Below are 17,749 nucleotides of genomic sequence, written 5' to 3' on the forward strand. Positions count from 1 at the left end.
CCGCTGCTTCTTTTGGAGAACCCTAAGCTGCCGAGGCTTAGGGTTTTTTTGAACCTGAAAGTGATGAAAAACTAGAGGGGGAAGAAAAAATGAATGATTTATCGACAATGAGCAGCTTGTCTAAAGAAGAGATTTTACAGCTGATTGAAGAAGCAACGACTCTCAAAAAGGGGAAGCAAGAGCTTGGTTTAGCGGGAGAATTTGTAGCAAATCTCTTTTTTGAACCAAGCACAAGAACACGATTTAGCTTCGAAGTCGCCGAAAAGAAGCTGGGGATGAATGTACTAAGCTTAGATGCGGCAAGCACCTCTGTTCAAAAAGGCGAAACTCTTTACGATACGGTAAAAACGCTCGAATCCATCGGCGTGAAAGCTTGTGTGATCAGAGACAGCACCGATGAATATTACAACGAACTGATCGGGAAGGTTGGGATTCCCATCATCAATGCTGGAGATGGCTGCGGGCAGCACCCGACCCAATCACTGCTTGACCTAATGACCATCTATGAAGAGTTTGGCGGCTTTGAGGGCTTAACGATTTCGATTCATGGAGACATCAAGCACAGCAGGGTGGCAAGGTCGAATGCGGAAGTACTCTCAAGGCTCGGAGCGACAGTCCTTTTCTCAGGACCTGCTTCCTTCCAAGATGAGCAAAATCCTCACGGAACGTATGTCCAAGTAGACGAAGCCATTAGACAATCTGATGTGGTGATGCTGCTTAGAATCCAGCATGAACGGCACGCTAAAAAAATGGGTAATGAAGATTACTTATCGACTTATGGATTAACAGTAAACAGGGCAAACAACATGAAAGAACGAGCCATTATCATGCATCCAGCACCAGTAAACAGAGGTGTGGAGATAGATGATTCTTTAGTGGAATCAAAGCAGTCACGAATTTTCAAGCAAATGGAAAATGGCGTTTATGTCCGAATGGCGGTATTAAAAAGAGCTTTTCAAAATAGCAGACTACATCAAAAAGGGAGAGATTCTGTCTATGTCGTATCTCATTAAAAACGGTTTTATCTTAACAAGCACAGGTGAAAAAGTGCAGCAGGATATTAGGGTAGAAGGAAAAGTGATTCAAGCGATTGGTCACTTAGAAAGAGAAGACGGAGAAGAGGTCATTGATGCTAAAGGGCTATTTGTTTCACCAGGCTTAATTGATCTGCATGTACATTTAAGAGAGCCAGGCGGAGAGAAAAAGGAAACGATTGAAACAGGCTCTAAAGCAGCAGCAAGAGGCGGCTATACGACGATTGCAGCGATGCCGAATACACGCCCAGTTCCAGATACAAAAGAGCAAATGGAATGGCTCATGAATCGAATCGAAGAGACCTCTTCTGTCAGAGTACTGCCATACGCCTCCATCACAACTAGACAAATTGGGGAAGAGATGACAGACTTTGCAGCACTAAAAGAAGCAGGCGCCTTCGCTTTCACAGATGACGGAGTCGGCATCCAAACAGCAGGAATGATGTACGAAGCGATGAAAAAGGCAGCAAGTCTTGATCAAGCCATTGTCGCGCACTGTGAGGATAACTCGCTCATTTACGGAGGATGCGTTCATGAAGGAGAATTTTCAAAAGCGAATGAATTAAACGGAATACCGTCCATTTGTGAATCGGTGCATATTGCAAGAGATGTTCTTTTAGCAGAAGCAGCGAACTGTCATTATCATGTATGTCATATCAGTACGAAAGAATCTGTGCGAGTCGTTCGCGATGCAAAAAAAGCAGGCATCCGTGTGACGGCAGAGGTGTCACCGCATCACCTGCTCCTATGTGATGCAGACATCCCAGGGCTTGATACGAACTATAAAATGAACCCGCCTCTTAGAGGAAAAGAGGATCGCGAGGCACTAATCGAGGGACTGTTAGATGGAACGATTGATTTCATCGCAACAGACCATGCACCGCATACAGAAGAAGAAAAGAACGAAACGATGCAGCGCGCACCTTTTGGAATAGTCGGGCTTGAAACAGCGTTCCCGCTTCTTTACACGCGATTTGTCAAAACAGGCGAATGGACATTAAAAAAACTCGTTGATTATATGACGATCAAGCCAGCAGAAGCCTTCTCCCTTCCTTATGGAAAGCTGGAAGAAGGACAAACAGCTGATATTACACTCATTGATCTAAACAAAGAAATGGCAATCGATAAAAAGAGCTTCTTATCAAAAGGACAAAATACACCGTTTGACAAATTGACTGTATCAGGATGGCCGGTCATGACACTTGCATCTGGGAAAGTCGTGTATGAAGAGGGGAGACTAGTAAAATGAAGAGACGCTTAGTGCTAGAAAACGGAACAGTATTCGAAGGAACAGGCTTTGGCAACTTAGAATCATCAGTCGGAGAAGTCGTCTTTAATACAGGGATGACAGGCTATCAAGAAATTTTGTCTGATCCATCATACTGCGGACAAATTGTCACACTCACTTACCCGCTTATCGGCAACTACGGCATTAATCGTGATGATTTTGAATCGATCACACCGTTTGTCAAAGGGCTGATTGTGAAGGAACTTTGTGAAAAGCCCTCAAACTGGCGCTCTGCATACTCGCTCGATGAGTATTTGAAAATGAAAAACATTCCAGGGCTTAGCGGAATCGATACACGAAAGCTGACGAGAATGATTCGAAGTGCAGGCACATTAAGAGGGGCATTTGCAGGACCGGATGAAGAAGTAGAAGACGTGGTGCGCCGCCTTCAAACAATGCAGCTGCCAACAGATCAAGTGAGTCAAGTTTCTGTGAAAAATGCGTATCCAAGCCCAGGAAGAGGAAAAAGAATTGTCCTTGTCGATTTCGGCATGAAGCACGGCATTTTGCGCGAGCTCAATAAACGGGACTGTGATGTCATTGTGGTGCCGTACAATATCACGGCAGATGAAGTACTGCAGTTAAAGCCTGATGGAATCATGCTTTCAAACGGCCCTGGGGATCCTGTGGATGTACCAGAAGCAGTCGAGATGATTCAGCAATTGATTGGAAAAGTTCCACTCTTTGGCATTTGCCTTGGACATCAATTATTCGCGCTTGCATGCGGCGCAAGTACTGAAAAAATGAAATTCGGTCACAGAGGATCGAATCACCCAGTGAAAGAACTAGCAACCGGCAAGGTCACCCTGACAGCTCAAAACCACGGCTACACAGTTAGTGCCATTAACGAGGACGTGCTCGAAGTCACACACATCGCACTAAACGACAATACAATTGAAGGCTTAAAACATAAAGAAGCACCAGCATTCACTGTCCAGTACCACCCAGAAGCATCACCAGGTCCAGAAGATGCGAACTACTTATTCGACCAGTTCATGGACATGATTCATACAACTGAGAAAGAAGGGGAAGAAGTATGCCAAAACGCGTAGACATCAAAAAGATTTTAGTTATCGGTTCAGGTCCAATCATCATTGGTCAGGCAGCGGAGTTTGACTATGCAGGCACACAGGCTTGCTTAGCACTGAAAGAAGAAGGCTATGAAGTCGTTCTTGTGAATTCCAATCCAGCGACCATCATGACAGATACAGAAATGGCCGATAAGGTATACATCGAACCACTGACACCAGAATTCTTAACACGAATCATTCGAAAAGAACGTCCTGATGCGATCTTGCCAACACTTGGCGGACAAACTGGACTTAACCTTGCTGTTGAATTATCAGACCTTGGCGTATTAGCTGAATGTGGTGTTGAAGTATTAGGAACAAAACTTTCAGCTATTCAAAAAGCAGAGGACAGAGATCTATTCCGTAATTTGATGAATGAACTAAATGAGCCTGTACCAGAAAGTGAAATCATCCATAACCTAGAAGAAGCGATGGCGTTTACGAATCAAATTGGTTTCCCTGTCATTGTGAGACCAGCTTATACATTAGGCGGAACAGGCGGCGGAATTTGTACAAACGAGCAAGAGCTGAAGGAAATCGTCGAAAACGGTTTGAAGCTAAGCCCAGTCACACAATGCTTACTTGAAAAAAGTATTGCAGGCTTTAAAGAAATTGAATATGAAGTCATGCGTGATAGCGGTGATCATGCGATTGTTGTTTGTAACATGGAAAACTTTGATCCAGTCGGTATCCACACAGGAGACAGTATCGTTGTGGCGCCAAGCCAAACGTTAAGTGACCGTGAATATCAGCTGCTTCGCAATGTGTCGCTCAAGCTGATCCGGGCACTTGGGATTGAAGGCGGATGTAACGTACAGCTGGCAATTGACCCAGACAGCTTTCAATACTATATCATCGAAGTAAATCCGCGCGTGAGTCGCTCTTCTGCACTTGCGTCGAAAGCAACTGGTTATCCAATTGCCAAACTTGCAGCGAAAATTGCTGTCGGCTTAACGCTTGATGAAATGATGAACCCAGTCACAGGTAAAACCTATGCCGCCTTCGAACCGGCACTTGACTATATTGTGTCTAAAATTCCGCGCTGGCCGTTTGATAAATTCGAATCGGCCAACAGACGTCTTGGTACGCAAATGAAAGCAACGGGTGAAGTGATGGCGATCGGTCGTACATTAGAAGAGTCTCTTCTAAAGGCTGTTCGTTCACTTGAAGCGGATGTGCACCACATTGAATTAAAAGATGAAGCAGATATCACAAACGAAGTGCTTGAAAAGCGGATTATCAAGGCGGGAGACGAACGATTATTCTATATCGCCGAGGCACTTAGAAGAGGCTATACGGTTGAACAAATACATGAGTTCTCAAAAATTGATTACTTCTTCCTTCATAAACTGGAAGGCATCATCGCTTTTGAAAAGACATTAAAAGAAAACAAAGGCAATACAGACGTATTAAAAGAAGCGAAAGAAAAAGGCTTCTCAGACATCTATATTAGCCGCGAGTGGAATATGAATGAAGCGGATGTCTATACGCTAAGACAAGAAGCAAGCATCGTACCTGTTTACAAAATGGTAGATACTTGTGCGGCTGAATTTGAATCCGAGACGCCATATTTCTACAGCACATATGAAGATGAAAATGAATCAGAACGTACAGACAAGAAAAGCGTCATCGTATTAGGCTCAGGTCCTATCAGAATCGGTCAAGGAGTAGAATTTGATTATGCGACCGTTCATTCTGTGTGGGCAATTAAACAAGCAGGGTATGAAGCAATCATTATTAACAACAACCCTGAAACGGTCTCAACAGACTTTAGTATTTCGGACAAGCTCTACTTTGAACCACTCACTGTAGAAGATGTGATGCACATCATCGATCTAGAGCAACCTGAAGGAGTCGTTGTCCAGTTCGGCGGTCAAACAGCAATCAACCTAGCAGATGAATTATCAAATAGAGGGGTGAAGATTCTCGGCACTTCTCTTGAAGACCTAGACCGAGCTGAAAACAGGGACAAGTTTGAACAAACATTAGAAGCACTCGGCGTGCCGCAGCCTAAAGGAAAAACAGCTACTTCTGTGCCTCAAGCTGTAGCGATTGCCAATCAGATCGGCTACCCAGTCCTTGTCCGTCCTTCCTATGTATTAGGCGGTCGTGCGATGGAAATTGTTTATCAAGAAGCCGAGCTTCTTCACTACATGGAGAATGCAGTGAAAGTCAATCCGCAGCACCCAGTCTTAATTGACAAATATTTAACAGGAAAAGAAATCGAAGTAGATGCCGTGTCTGATGGCGAAACTGTCGTGATCCCTGGCATTATGGAACACATTGAAAGAGCCGGGGTTCACTCTGGTGACTCGATTGCGGTTTACCCGCCGCAAACATTGTCTGAAGAGATCAAAGCGAAGATCGCAGAATACACGATCAAGCTTGCAAAAGGACTCAACATTATTGGGCTGCTAAACATTCAATTTGTTCTCTCAAAAGGTGAAGTGTTCGTACTTGAAGTGAACCCGCGTTCAAGCCGGACTGTTCCTTTCTTAAGTAAAATCACAGGCATCCCGATGGCCAACCTGGCGACAAAAGTCATTTTAGGAGAAAAACTCAAAAACTATGGCTACGAAGAAGGACTTCACACAGAACAAGAAGGGGTGTACGTCAAAGTTCCAGTCTTCTCTTTTGCAAAACTAAGAAGAGTCGATATTACACTCGGACCTGAAATGAAATCGACAGGTGAAGTCATGGGGAAAGATGTCACAATTGAAAAAGCTCTCTACAAAGGATTAATTGCATCAGGCATTCAAATTCCTAAAGACGGGACAGTTCTTCTGACAGTTGCTGATAAGGATAAAGAAGAAGGACTGGAGATTGCGAGAAGATTCCATTCAATCGGCTACCATATTTTAGCGACAGAAGGAACAGCGAATTACTTAAAACAAGCCTCCATCCCATCAAGTGTTGTCGGCAAAATAGGAGAAGAAGGCAAAAACCTTCTCGATGTCATTCGAAACGGGGAAGCCCAATTTGTCATCAACACTCTGACAAAAGGAAAACAGCCGGCAAGAGACGGCTTTAGAATCAGACGTGAAGCTGTTGAAAATGGCGTAGCTTGCTTAACGTCGCTAGATACAGCAGAAGCGATTTTAAGAGTACTAGAAAGCATGACATTTAGAGCGGACGAAATGCCAGAAGTGAAAACGAATGCTGAGGTGACAGTAACGATATGAAAAAAGCATACTTGACGGTCGTCTCAAATCGAGAGATCGCTGATCATATTTACGAAATGACATTAAAAGGTGACCTTGTGGACTCCTTTCAAACGGCTGGACAATTTCTTCATATCAAGGTCAGCGAGTCCATGACACCGCTGCTGAGAAGACCGATCAGTATTGCCAATATTCATGCCGAGAAGCAAGAAGCAACCATCATCTATCGCGCAGAGGGAGAGGGCACAAAGCTTCTTTCCCAAAGGCGGGATGGGGAATCCATCGATGTCTTAGGGCCGCTTGGCAACGGGTACGATCCTTCAGTTGTTCAGCCAGGTCAGACAGCGTTACTAGTCGGTGGTGGAATTGGAGTACCGCCTTTATATGAGCTGTCCAAACGTTTAACGAAAAAAGGCGTCATCGTCAAGCATGTCCTTGGCTTTCAATCGAAAAAGGATGTATTTTACGAGGAGAAATTCCAAGCACTCGGAGATACATTTATCGCAACAGTTGATGGGACATATGGCGCAAAGGGCTTCGTGACAAGTGTCATTGAAGAGAATGATTTGAGCTTTGATGTCATGCTTTCCTGCGGGCCGACCCCTATGTTAAAAGCACTAAAAGACTCTTACCCCGATAAGCCTGTCTACATTTCAATGGAAGAACGAATGGGCTGCGGAATTGGTGCTTGCTTTGCATGTGTCTGTCATACCGATCAGCACGAAAAAGCTTACGTCAAAGTCTGTCTGGACGGACCTGTATTTAAAGCAGAGGAGGTGGCGTTGTCATGCTAAACGTTGAGTTACCCGGCTTATCTTTAAAGAATCCGATTATCCCTGCATCAGGCTGCTTTGGATTCGGGAGAGAATTTGCTTCATTATACGACTTATCCGTGCTTGGCGGTATCATGATCAAAGCCACAACCTTAGAGCCGAGATTTGGCAACCCGACACCAAGGGTAGCGGAGACAGGTGCCGGGATGCTCAATGCCATCGGTCTTCAAAATCCTGGCCTAAAAGGCGTGCTGGAAAATGAATTGCCTTGGCTTGAGCAGTTTGATACGCCTATTATTGCAAACGTCGCTGGCTCACAGGTCGATGATTATGTTGAAGTAGCGAAGCAGATCAGCCAAGCAAAAAATGTCCATGCCCTTGAACTGAATATCTCGTGTCCGAATGTCAAAACAGGCGGAATTGCCTTTGGTACAGATCCTCAAATGGCAGCAGCATTGACAAAAGCGGTGAAGGACGTGTCCTCCGTTCCTGTCTATGTCAAACTGTCTCCTAACGTAGCTAATATCGTGGAGATTGCTCAAGCGATTGAATCTGCTGGAGCGGATGGACTCACGATGATTAACACGTTAATCGGTATGCGTTTAGATTTAAAAACGGGGAAACCGATTCTTGCCAATAAAACAGGCGGATTATCAGGCCCTGCGGTCAAACCTGTCGCTGTGCGCATGGTACATGAGGTCAGTCAAGCGGTTTCTATCCCGATTATCGGAATGGGCGGAGTGCAAAATGCTGAAGATGTACTTGAATTTTTACTAGCAGGTGCGAGTGCAGTAGCTGTTGGCACAGCCAATTTTGTAAACCCATTTATTTGCCCAGAAATCATAGAAGAACTGCCAAATGTATTAGCAGCCTATGGGTATTCATCTGTAGAGGAATGTATCGGAAGGAGCTGGAAACATGAAGCACTTGCCCATCATCGCGCTTGATTTTCCATCAGGGCAGGAGGCGCTTGCCTTTTTAGAACCCTTTGAAGGGACACCATTATTTGTGAAGGTCGGCATGGAGCTGTTTTACCAAGAAGGACCTGCCATCCTTGACGCACTTAAAGAAAAAAATTGCCACATTTTCCTCGACCTCAAATTACATGACATTCCAACAACGGTGCAAAAAGCAATGAACCGGCTTGCCGCACTTGGCGTTGATCTAGTCAATGTACATGCTGCTGGCGGGAAACAGATGATGCAAGCTGCGTTAGAAGGGCTTGAAAGCGGAACGCCTGCTGGGCAAAAACGTCCGGGCATTATTGCAGTGACTCAGCTGACGAGTACATCTGAAGACATGATGAGAAGCGAATTACTCATAGACCGTCCGCTGCAAGAGACTGTCATCCGGTACGGTCAATTGGCACATGAAAGTGGACTAGACGGTGTTGTTTGCTCTGTTCATGAATCCAAAGCCCTTCATGAGCACATCTCACCTGACTTCCTCACTGTTACGCCAGGGATTCGTTTACTAAATGATCAAACCGATGATCAAAAGCGTGTGGCAACCCCTGCTTATGCAAAAGAGCAAGGTGTTTCACAAATTGTTGTCGGAAGGTCAATCACAAAAGCTGAAAAACCATTGGAAGCCTATCATCAAATTTTGAAAGAGTGGGAGTGACTGCCAGATGAAAACAAAAATTGCTAAACACCTATTACAAATCAAAGCGGTCTCATTGAAACCAGACGAACCGTTTACATGGGCAAGCGGTATCAAATCACCGATCTATTGTGACAACCGTCTCACCTTGTCCTATCCAGAAGTTAGACACGACATTGCTGAAGGTCTTAAAGAGTTGATTCTCACTCATTTTGAGGGAGCGGAGGTGATTGCTGGTACTGCAACAGCAGGCATCCCGCATGCGGCATTAGCAGCAGATCGTCTAAACGTCCCGATGTGCTATGTCAGAAGTAAGCCAAAAGCACATGGAAAAGGAAATCAAATTGAAGGTGCCGTATCAAAGGGCCAAAAGGTGGTCGTTGTAGAAGATCTGATTTCAACAGGAGGCAGTGTGCTTGAAGTGGTCGCTGCTCTTCAAGAAGCGGGCTGTGACGTACTAGGCGTTGCCGCGATCTTCACATACGGTCTGCCAAAAGCTGCGGCAGCATTCCAAGAGAAAAACATTCCATATGTCACCCTAACAGACTATGACACCCTGACAGACGTGGCACTTGAGCTGAAAGCGATTGAGCCTTCTGCTATGAATAAATTGAAACGCTGGAGACAAGATCCTTCCTCTGAATCTTGGATGGAAGAAACCGTCTAAATAGCTTCGTGTAGACAAACCCTCGCATTCTTTGTCAGGACTGCAAAGGTTTTCTATCACGCTGAATACAATATGAAGCTGCGCCTCCCCGCACAGCTTTTTTATTTGGTTAAAAATAGTAAAATAGACTCAAATTTAAATAAAAACTAATCCTATCAATAAAGTCGGGTTGACTTTTGTTTGAATTGTGTTAATATTTAAGACAAATTAAAACACTTATCCAGAGAGGTGGAGGGACTGGCCCGATGAAGCCCGGCAACCTGCGATTTGCAAGGTGCTACTTCCTGCAAAATGATTCTATTTTGAAAGATAAGGAAATCGTGAGCTTCCTCATCTTTCTTTCGGACTGAAAGGAAGTTTTTTTATTTTAACGGTGAGGGGGAAGTGAAGCAAAAGCAGGATGAAGACTTAATTGAAGCCTATGCAGAAACTGATTGGGGATATGAATTCAGTTTAGTTACACTGATTGTTCAGGACGGTCAAGTGATCCAAGTGGAAGAAGACAGAAAAAATTCAGTTGACGTAGTGCGGAGAGTAGTGATACTCCGGAAGGGGAGAAACAATGTTAACTTATGAAAATTGGCAAGAGCCGTCCATTACATTTCAAGAAGATGATTTGTATAAAGGGGCCTTATCTGTGCTGAAATGGGCATACGGTCATTATGGTGATCAGCTCGTTTATGCATGCAGTTTTGGTATTGAAGGCATCGTCCTCATTGATTTGATTGCGAAAGTAAAAAAGGATGCAAGAATTGTCTTTTTAGATACAGGTCTGCATTTTAAGGAAACGTACGACACAATTGATGCGGTAAAGGAAAGATACCCGGGTTTAGATATTGTGCTGAAAACCCCTGAGCTGACGGTTGAGGAGCAAAACGAGCAGCATGGTGATCAACTATGGAAAACAGATCCTCAAAGCTGCTGTCATATGCGTAAGGTCATTCCTTTGCAAGAAGCGCTATCTGGCTATCCGGCATGGCTTTCTGGCTTAAGGAGAGAGCAGTCTCCTAAGCGAGCAGGGACGAACTTTTTAAATAAGGATGAAAAATTCAAATCAGTGAAAGTATGTCCGCTTATCCACTGGACGTGGAAGGACATATGGAGATATGCATCTAGAGAGGAACTTACTTATAATCCGCTACATGATCAGGGATATCCAAGTATCGGGTGTGCCCCGTGTACACAGCCAGCATTTACTGCCGAGGATCTGCGGTCTGGCAGATGGTCAGGCACAGCTAAGACTGAGTGCGGATTACATGAGTAAGGGAGCATAGTGTATGGAAATTGCCGCAATTTTATTTAGTTTATTTTTCGCTCTAAACATTGGCGCGAGTGGTGCAGCAGCTTCGATGGGTATCGCGTACGGATCAGGTGCGATTCGAAAGCCGATCTATGCACTCAGTGTATGTGCAGTTGGGATTTTAGCAGGTTCAGTTATTGGCGGTGGTGAGGTTGTCAAAACGATTAGCTCTGGAATTATGCCTGAATCCGTCATTACACTTGAAATTGTTTGTATTATTATTGGTTCTGCTGCATTATCACTCTTTATAGCGAATCTGATGGCCATCCCTTTATCAACGAGTGAGGTGACAGTAGGAGCTGTAGTTGGTGTCGCGGTCGCATATAAAGTATTGTATGTGAAATCCATTTTAGTCATTGTGGCATTTTGGGTCATCATTCCGCTTGTCGCCTTTCTTTTTACCTTTGTTGTAGTCAAAATCATCAGAATGTTCCCTAAACGTAAGCTGTCTAAAAAAGGAACATTTATTTTATCCATTGTTTTAATCCTTAGTGGATTTTTAGAAGCATTTTCGGCAGGTATGAACAATGTGGCAAATGCAGTCGGTCCACTTGTTGCCGCGGGCGTTTTGTCAGTTGGGCAAGGAACACTTTACGGCGGAATCTTCGTCGCCATTGGAGCCCTCTTGCTTGGTAGAAGAGTACTAGAAACAAACGGAAAGAAAATTACCCGCTATCAAACGGGCGAAGGGATATTGCTTTCCGGTACCGGTGCTGGACTTGTCATCGTCAGCTCTATTTTTGGGCTGCCAGTTCCACTTACCCAAATCACCTCCTCGTCTATCATTGGGCTTGGCATGGCAAAAGGCGGACCTAATATTTTTCATAAACATGTGGTGAAAAAAATGCTGAAAGTGTGGGTAGTATCGCCCTTTTTATCACTTAGTCTATCGTATTTGCTAGTGAGTCTTTTCTTAAAAGGGGACTATTACTCTATCTTTATCATGATGAGTGTACTGCTTGCCTCACTTGGTGCGCTAAGTCTGATGAAGGCAGTCAAAAATGAAAGCAGCTCGATTCATGAACAGGGCGGCGGGATTTAACGACAAATCCGACTATTTACATCTAATAAATATGAACATTGAGAGGAAGATGAACAAATGAGTTTAACACCACATGGTGGCGTATTAATTAATCGAGTAAATGAAGAGTATGACCTCAGCACGGCTGCAAAGGAAATTGAACTAGATGCTATCTCTTTTGCAGACCTTGAACTCATAGCAATTGGCGGGTATAGTCCGATTGAAGGGTTTTTAACAAAAGCTGATTATGAAGCGGTTGTGAGCAGTATGCGGCTAGCAAGTGGTGTCGTTTGGTCTCTTCCTATTACACTGCCAGTGACAAAGGAAAAGGCAGCGAAAATCCATCGAGGCGAGATTGTGCGTCTATCTTATAATGGAACTGTATATGGCGTGATTGAAGTAGAGGATCATTACACACCAGATAAGGAAAAAGAAGCGGTGAATGTGTATAAAACTGATGACCGCAATCATCCAGGCGTGAAAAAATTATTTGAACGCGGTGATACGTATATTGGTGGTAAAATTACACTGACGAAACGAAGCGAAAAACCATTCCCTCAATTTACGTATGAGCCGGAAGAAACAAGACGTCATTTTAAAGAGAACGGCTGGAAAACGATTGTTGGTTTCCAAACGAGAAACCCTGTTCACCGTGCCCATGAATATATTCAAAAGACAGCACTTGAAACCGTCGATGGTTTGTTTTTAAATCCACTTGTCGGTGAAACAAAATCAGACGATATTCCGGCAGACGTGAGAATGAAAAGCTATCAAGTGTTATTGAACGGTTATTACCCAAAGGATCGCGTCTTTTTAGGTGTTTTTCCTGCGGCAATGCGTTATGCTGGACCAAAGGAAGCAATCTTTCACGCGCTTGTTCGTAAAAATTACGGCTGTACTCACTTTATTGTGGGAAGAGATCATGCAGGTGTTGGTGATTATTACGGCACATACGAGGCGCAGGAGTTATTTGAACAATTTACAAGCGAAGAAATTGGCATTACCCCGTTAAAATTTGAACATAGCTTCTACTGTAATACATGTGAAGCAATGGCAACACCAAAAACATGTCCTCACGATAAAAGCGAGCATGTCATTCTTTCAGGTACAAAGGTTCGAACGATGCTGAGAAACGGAGAATTACCGCCAAGCACGTTCAGCCGAAAAGAAGTCATTGAAACATTAATCGAAGGATTAAAAACGACGGTATCTTAATGGGAGGGTATGACATGAGCAACGAACATATCGTGTGGCATGATTCATCTATTACAAAAAAAGAATATCAACAAAAAAACAATCATAAAAGCGGCATTATTTGGCTCACAGGTCTAAGTGGATCAGGTAAATCTACAATCGCAAATGCAGCGGCTAGAGAGCTGTTTGAACAAGGTTATCAAGTCACTGTTCTTGATGGCGATAATGTGCGGCATGGTCTGAATAAAGATTTAGGGTTTTCAGATGATGACAGAAAAGAGAACATCCGACGTATCGGAGAAGTGGCGAAATTATTTGTTGAGCAAGGAACGATTGTCATCACGGCTTTTATTTCACCATTTCAAGATGACCGCCGCATTGTTAGACAGTTAGTTGAAGCGGGAGAATTTCACGAAGTGTTTGTGAAATGTGATCTGAACGTATGCGAAGAGCGTGACCCAAAGGGGTTATATAAAAAAGCTAGAAATGGCGAAATTCCATTTTTTACCGGGATTGATTCGCCGTATGAAGAGCCAGCTGCACCTGAGCTTGTTCTAGATACAGGTGAATTATCGCGTGAAGAGTCCAAACAGCGTCTTGTTGATTATGTAAAGGGAAAAGCGAAATAATCGCCTGATGGCAGGGGGAGAAAAGCACGATGGGGAAAGTATACATTGTGGGGGCTGGACCTGGGGATCCAGACTTAATTACATTAAAAGCCCTTAAGGCAATACAGCAGGCAGATGTCATTTTATATGATCGTCTTGTCAATCAAGAAATACTCGCCCACGCCAAACCCGAGGCGGAATTAATCTATTGCGGCAAGCTCCCGAATCATCATACGATGAGACAGGAAGCCATCAATGAAGCCCTTGTCACTCATGCAAAGGAAGGGAATGTTGTCGTCCGTCTGAAAGGCGGCGACCCCTTTGTATTTGGCCGCGGCGGTGAAGAAATCGAATGCTTAGCTGAGCACGGAATTCCATATGAAGTTGTCCCGGGGATTACCTCTGGTATTGCAGCAGCTGCTTATGCAGGCATTCCTGTGACGCACCGTGAATTCAGCTCGAATGTTGCGTTTGTCACGGGTCACTATCAAAAGGATGAGCATTTTGAAGAAAAGTGGGAGGCACTGGCTACAGGGATTGATACCCTTGTGATTTACATGGGCGTCAAAAACGTAGAAAGAGTGCAGCAGCTTCTTATAAAAAATGGACGTGATCCAGAAACGCCAGCAGCGTTTATACACTGGGGAACCACGACGAGGCAAAAGACGACTTGCTGCACTGTTAAGACACTGTCTGAAACCGTTGAAAAAGAAGGCATCGAGCATCCAAGCTTAATAGTTGTTGGAGATGTCGTTCATTTTCACCAAAAGCTGAACTGGTTTGAACCGGCTCTCATTGAGAATTGAGAATGTTAGAGAAAAGACACGTGCATTGATCGTGTCTTTTCGTCTGAACAAAACAAGTAAGAAGGAGGAGTCACATGAAACAAGCTGTACTTTATGTTGGGCATGGAAGCAGGGTAAAAGAAGCACAAGATAAAGCCATTTCTTTTATGAAAAGCTGTATGCCATTAGTAGAAGCCGATATACAAGAAATTTGTTTTTTAGAACTAACAGCCCCTTCTATAGAGGAAGGCTTTGAAGCCTGTGTGAACAAAGGAGCTACACACATTGCGATCGTCCCGCTCCTCCTTTTAACTGCTATGCATGCTAAATCGGATATTCCAGTTGAGATTGAGAAAGTTCAAAAACGATACCCGCAAGTGAAGGTCACATACGGGAAACCAATTGGGGTCAATCAAGAAGTGACAAAAGCAGTTGCTGCAAGAATTGAAGAAGCAGGATATCAAGGCGGGAAAGCACGGATTCTTTTAATTGGCCGCGGAAGCTCTGATCCAGATGTGAAGCGAGATGTGTTTGGCATTGCGGACGATGTCCGGCGCCTGCTTCCTCTTGCTGAGGTCTTGCCATGTTTTATTACAGCATGTGAGCCAAATTACCGAGATGTTCTTGCGCAATTAACAGCAGATGATGATGCGCCTGTTTATCTCGTTCCTTACTTGTTGTTTACGGGTATTTTAATGAAAGAGATTGAAAATGAAGCGGCTCAGGCGAGAGAGAGGCTGAAAGACGTCCGGGTATGCCGGTATATTGGCTTTCATCCGCATGTAAAAGCAGCTTATATTGAACGCGTGCAAGAAACCATTTTAAACAAAGACGATGCGTTTCATTTCCAAGGAGAAAGCCATGCTTCCAGTCCATCTTGATTTAACCAATCAACAAGTGCTCATCGCCGGCGGTGGAAAAATAGCCGCAAGAAGGGCAGAGGTGCTATGCATAGAGCCTTGCCATATTACCATCGTGAGTCCTGATATTTCTAAAGAGATGGCGCGTCTCATTGATACATACAACCTGAATTGGAAAGAAAAGAAAGTGGAAGCTCAAGATGTAGAGGATGCTTTTTTCATTGTCGCTGCTACAAATGATCCGGCAGTAAATGAATGGATTGCACAAACAGCACGGCCTCACCAGCTTGTGAATTGTGTGAGCCAATCAGAGCTTGGCAATGTGATCGTGCCAAAGGTGGTCAAAGCAGGGAAAGTGACGATTTCAGTCTCTACAAGCGGTGCAAGCCCAGCCCTGACAAAACAGCTGGCTGCGGAAATTGAGGCATTGCTTGAACAAGAGGATGTAGATGCACTTGATGCTCTCTATATCGAAAGAAAAAAACAACAAAGAAAAAGCCGATAAAATCTCTTGAAAGGATTTTATCGGCTTTTATTATTTTCGCAGCTTTAGAACCACATCTTCGTCAGGTGTGACAAATAATGTTTGCTGTTGATCATACGTCACAAATCCGGGCTTGGCTCCATTTGGTTTTTTCACATGCCGGATTTTCGTGTAATCGACAGGAACGGAGCTCGACTCCTTTGCCTTCGAGAAGTAGGCAGCGATTTGAGCCGCTTCAAGCAGCGTCTGTTCATCAGGCGTTTGATGACGGATGACGACATGTGATCCAGGAACATCCTTCGTGTGCAGCCAAATATCGTCACGGGCAGCCGCCTTTGTGGTTAAATACTCGTTTTGTTTGTTGTTTTTTCCGACTAATATCGGAATCCCTTGAGACGATTCATACGTTTCAAGCTGAATGGCCGCCGTTTTTTTCTTTTTGGCGTTGCGCTTTTGTTTGGCGCGTAAATATTTCCCTTCAACAAGCTCTTCTCTCATTTCCTCTAAATCCTTCGGTGAGGCAGAGGACAGCTGCTGAATCAACTCATCAAAATAAGCAATCTCTTTATGTGTCCGCTCAATTTGCTCATTGACCGCTTCTACTGCATTTTTTGCCTTTTGATATTTTGTGAAATATGCTTGCGCATTTTCAGAAGGGGTTTTGTTTGTTTTGAGCGGTATTGTGATCTCTCCGCCATCTTCATCGTAATAATTGATGACAGTCGCTTCTTTATCCCCTTTTTTGATGGCATATAAATTGGCTGTTAGCAATTCGCCATAGAGCTGGTATTTATGGGCATTTTGAGATTCTTCAAGGGTTCTGTTCAGTTTTTTGAGCTTGTTTTCATTTTTCTTTTTTTCATTTATGACAAACCGTTCAAGGTCAGACGCTTGTTGTTTCACTCTGTCTCTCTCAGCTTTGCCGAAATAAAAGCGGTCAAGCAGCTGGCTGAGAGAGTCGAATGTCTTCATTTCGCCTTGGACATGCTGCAGTTCTAATAAATAGAAATACTCCTTCCCATCTTTTCTTGTCAGCTGCGGGGTAAAGGAATGCATGCGAATCAGCTGGAACATGTCGAGCAATGTATTTGGAATTGTTTCCTGATTGGCAAGACCGGCCCTGTGAACAGCTTCCTTTGCAAACAGCGGAGAAACCCCAGAGAATGTATCGACAATTTGCTTTGTGATCATTCCTTCTTGAAAGCGTAAATGCTTTAAAATATCGTCCTTCGTTACTGCAAACGGATTTAATTTTTGCTGCGCAGGCGGCAGAAGGTATTCGTGCCCAGGAAGCACTGTTCGATAGCTGTTTACAGATGGAGAAAGATGCTTCAAGCCATCGATGATCTGCTGCGTATCATCTTCGACAAGAATCAAATTACTATGCCTTCCCATGATTTCAATGTAGAGCTTTCGCGTCTGTTCGTCGCCAATTTCATTGCGGCTTCGTACATGAAGTACGATCACACGGTCAAATCCAATTTGTTCAAAACGCTCAATGAATCCGCCCTCAAGATGCTTTCTAAGGAGCATACAAAACATTGGAGGTTCGCTTGGATTGTCATATTGCTGCTCTGTGAGCTGCACTCTAGCGTAGCTCGGGTGAGCGGATAAAAGGAGCTTATGATTCTTTCCGTTTGCCCGGATATGAAAAATCAGCTCGTGCTTATATGGCTGATGAATTTTTGAAATTCTTCCGCCAGTTAATGTCTCTTGCAATTCATTTGTCATACCATATGTAAAAATGCCGTCAAATGACATGTTGGATACACCCTCTTCTTTCACACAAATCTACTGAAAGAACCTTCCATTTCTCGTTCTTTAGGCAGTCTTATTATTATAGCATGATTTAGGACGAGTCTGAATAAACTGGCTTATAGAACACTGCATATGAGAGAGAAC

Annotated in this window: 17 protein-coding genes and 1 riboswitch; of the genes, 16 read left to right on the forward strand and 1 reads right to left on the reverse strand. The window is 43.9% G+C overall.

The window, feature by feature from the left end:
* Positions 1 to 89: 89 nt before the first annotated feature.
* From QRN39_RS05765 to QRN39_RS05840, 16 genes are all read left to right on the forward strand, one after another.
* A complete protein-coding gene (locus QRN39_RS05765; protein WP_137054656.1) occupies positions 90 to 1,013 on the forward strand; it encodes an aspartate carbamoyltransferase catalytic subunit in 924 nt (307 codons plus the stop codon).
* Entirely contained in the window at positions 997 to 2,283 is a 1,287-nt protein-coding gene (locus QRN39_RS05770; RefSeq protein WP_106033181.1) for a dihydroorotase, read from the forward strand. Before QRN39_RS05765 ends, QRN39_RS05770 begins: the two co-directional genes overlap by 17 nt.
* A complete protein-coding gene (locus tag QRN39_RS05775; protein WP_284906431.1) occupies positions 2,280 to 3,374 on the forward strand; it encodes a carbamoyl phosphate synthase small subunit in 1,095 nt (364 codons plus the stop codon). Before QRN39_RS05770 ends, QRN39_RS05775 begins: the two co-directional genes overlap by 4 nt.
* The gene (gene carB / locus QRN39_RS05780; RefSeq protein WP_050945080.1) at positions 3,359 to 6,574 is read left to right on the forward strand and encodes a carbamoyl-phosphate synthase (glutamine-hydrolyzing) large subunit; all 3,216 of its coding nucleotides are present in this window, start codon (positions 3,359 to 3,361) and stop codon (positions 6,572 to 6,574) included. Before QRN39_RS05775 ends, carB begins: the two co-directional genes overlap by 16 nt.
* The gene (locus QRN39_RS05785) at positions 6,571 to 7,347 is read left to right on the forward strand and encodes a dihydroorotate dehydrogenase electron transfer subunit (protein WP_003211895.1); all 777 of its coding nucleotides are present in this window, start codon (positions 6,571 to 6,573) and stop codon (positions 7,345 to 7,347) included. The genes carB and QRN39_RS05785 overlap by 4 nt, the downstream gene beginning before the upstream one ends.
* Positions 7,341 to 8,273: a dihydroorotate dehydrogenase gene (locus tag QRN39_RS05790; protein ID WP_284906434.1), complete on the forward strand. Its 933-nt coding sequence runs from the start codon at positions 7,341 to 7,343 to the stop codon at positions 8,271 to 8,273. The genes QRN39_RS05785 and QRN39_RS05790 overlap by 7 nt, the downstream gene beginning before the upstream one ends.
* Entirely contained in the window at positions 8,245 to 8,949 is a 705-nt protein-coding gene (pyrF, locus tag QRN39_RS05795) for an orotidine-5'-phosphate decarboxylase (protein WP_106028971.1), read from the forward strand. The genes QRN39_RS05790 and pyrF overlap by 29 nt, the downstream gene beginning before the upstream one ends.
* Positions 8,950 to 8,956: 7 nt before the next feature.
* Entirely contained in the window at positions 8,957 to 9,595 is a 639-nt protein-coding gene (gene pyrE / locus QRN39_RS05800; protein ID WP_044141967.1) for an orotate phosphoribosyltransferase, read from the forward strand.
* Between the two features lie 213 nt (positions 9,596 to 9,808).
* Positions 9,809 to 9,911: riboswitch (SAM riboswitch) on the forward strand.
* A gap of 68 nt (positions 9,912 to 9,979) precedes the next feature.
* Positions 9,980 to 10,171, forward strand: coding sequence for a DUF2292 domain-containing protein (locus tag QRN39_RS05805; protein ID WP_003211143.1), 192 nt, complete (start codon positions 9,980 to 9,982; stop codon positions 10,169 to 10,171).
* Complete coding sequence (locus QRN39_RS05810) at positions 10,158 to 10,859, forward strand: phosphoadenylyl-sulfate reductase (RefSeq protein ID WP_003211029.1); 702 nt, start codon at positions 10,158 to 10,160, stop codon at positions 10,857 to 10,859. The genes QRN39_RS05805 and QRN39_RS05810 overlap by 14 nt, the downstream gene beginning before the upstream one ends.
* A 13-nt stretch (positions 10,860 to 10,872) precedes the next feature.
* Positions 10,873 to 11,937, forward strand: coding sequence for an inorganic phosphate transporter (locus QRN39_RS05815; RefSeq protein WP_253622630.1), 1,065 nt, complete (start codon positions 10,873 to 10,875; stop codon positions 11,935 to 11,937).
* 57 nt (positions 11,938 to 11,994) lie between these two features.
* Positions 11,995 to 13,131, forward strand: coding sequence for a sulfate adenylyltransferase (gene sat / locus QRN39_RS05820; RefSeq protein WP_284906436.1), 1,137 nt, complete (start codon positions 11,995 to 11,997; stop codon positions 13,129 to 13,131).
* A 14-nt stretch (positions 13,132 to 13,145) separates the two neighbouring features.
* On the forward strand, positions 13,146 to 13,739 hold the full coding sequence (gene cysC / locus QRN39_RS05825) for an adenylyl-sulfate kinase (RefSeq protein ID WP_284906438.1): 594 nt from the start codon (positions 13,146 to 13,148) through the stop codon (positions 13,737 to 13,739).
* 29 nt (positions 13,740 to 13,768) lie between these two features.
* The gene (gene cobA / locus QRN39_RS05830) at positions 13,769 to 14,524 is read left to right on the forward strand and encodes a uroporphyrinogen-III C-methyltransferase (protein ID WP_212045848.1); all 756 of its coding nucleotides are present in this window, start codon (positions 13,769 to 13,771) and stop codon (positions 14,522 to 14,524) included.
* Positions 14,525 to 14,598: 74 nt separating this feature from the next.
* The gene (locus tag QRN39_RS05835; protein WP_284906440.1) at positions 14,599 to 15,384 is read left to right on the forward strand and encodes a sirohydrochlorin chelatase; all 786 of its coding nucleotides are present in this window, start codon (positions 14,599 to 14,601) and stop codon (positions 15,382 to 15,384) included.
* Positions 15,365 to 15,868, forward strand: a complete 504-nt coding sequence (locus QRN39_RS05840) for a precorrin-2 dehydrogenase/sirohydrochlorin ferrochelatase family protein (RefSeq protein ID WP_050945072.1) — start codon at positions 15,365 to 15,367, stop codon at positions 15,866 to 15,868. The genes QRN39_RS05835 and QRN39_RS05840 overlap by 20 nt, the downstream gene beginning before the upstream one ends.
* A gap of 30 nt (positions 15,869 to 15,898) precedes the next feature.
* Here the strand turns inward: QRN39_RS05840 and QRN39_RS05845 are convergent, their stop codons facing one another.
* Positions 15,899 to 17,608 carry an Rqc2 family fibronectin-binding protein gene (locus QRN39_RS05845; RefSeq protein ID WP_050945071.1) on the reverse strand — a complete coding sequence of 570 codons (1,710 nt, stop codon included), beginning with the start codon at positions 17,606 to 17,608 and terminating at the stop codon, positions 15,899 to 15,901.
* Between the last annotated feature and the right edge of the window lie 141 nt (positions 17,609 to 17,749).

Origin of the sequence: Bacillus sp. lyk4-R2A-2 (assembly GCF_030209735.1) — a bacterium.
GTDB classification, from domain to species: domain Bacteria; phylum Bacillota; class Bacilli; order Bacillales; family Bacillaceae; genus Bacillus; species Bacillus pumilus.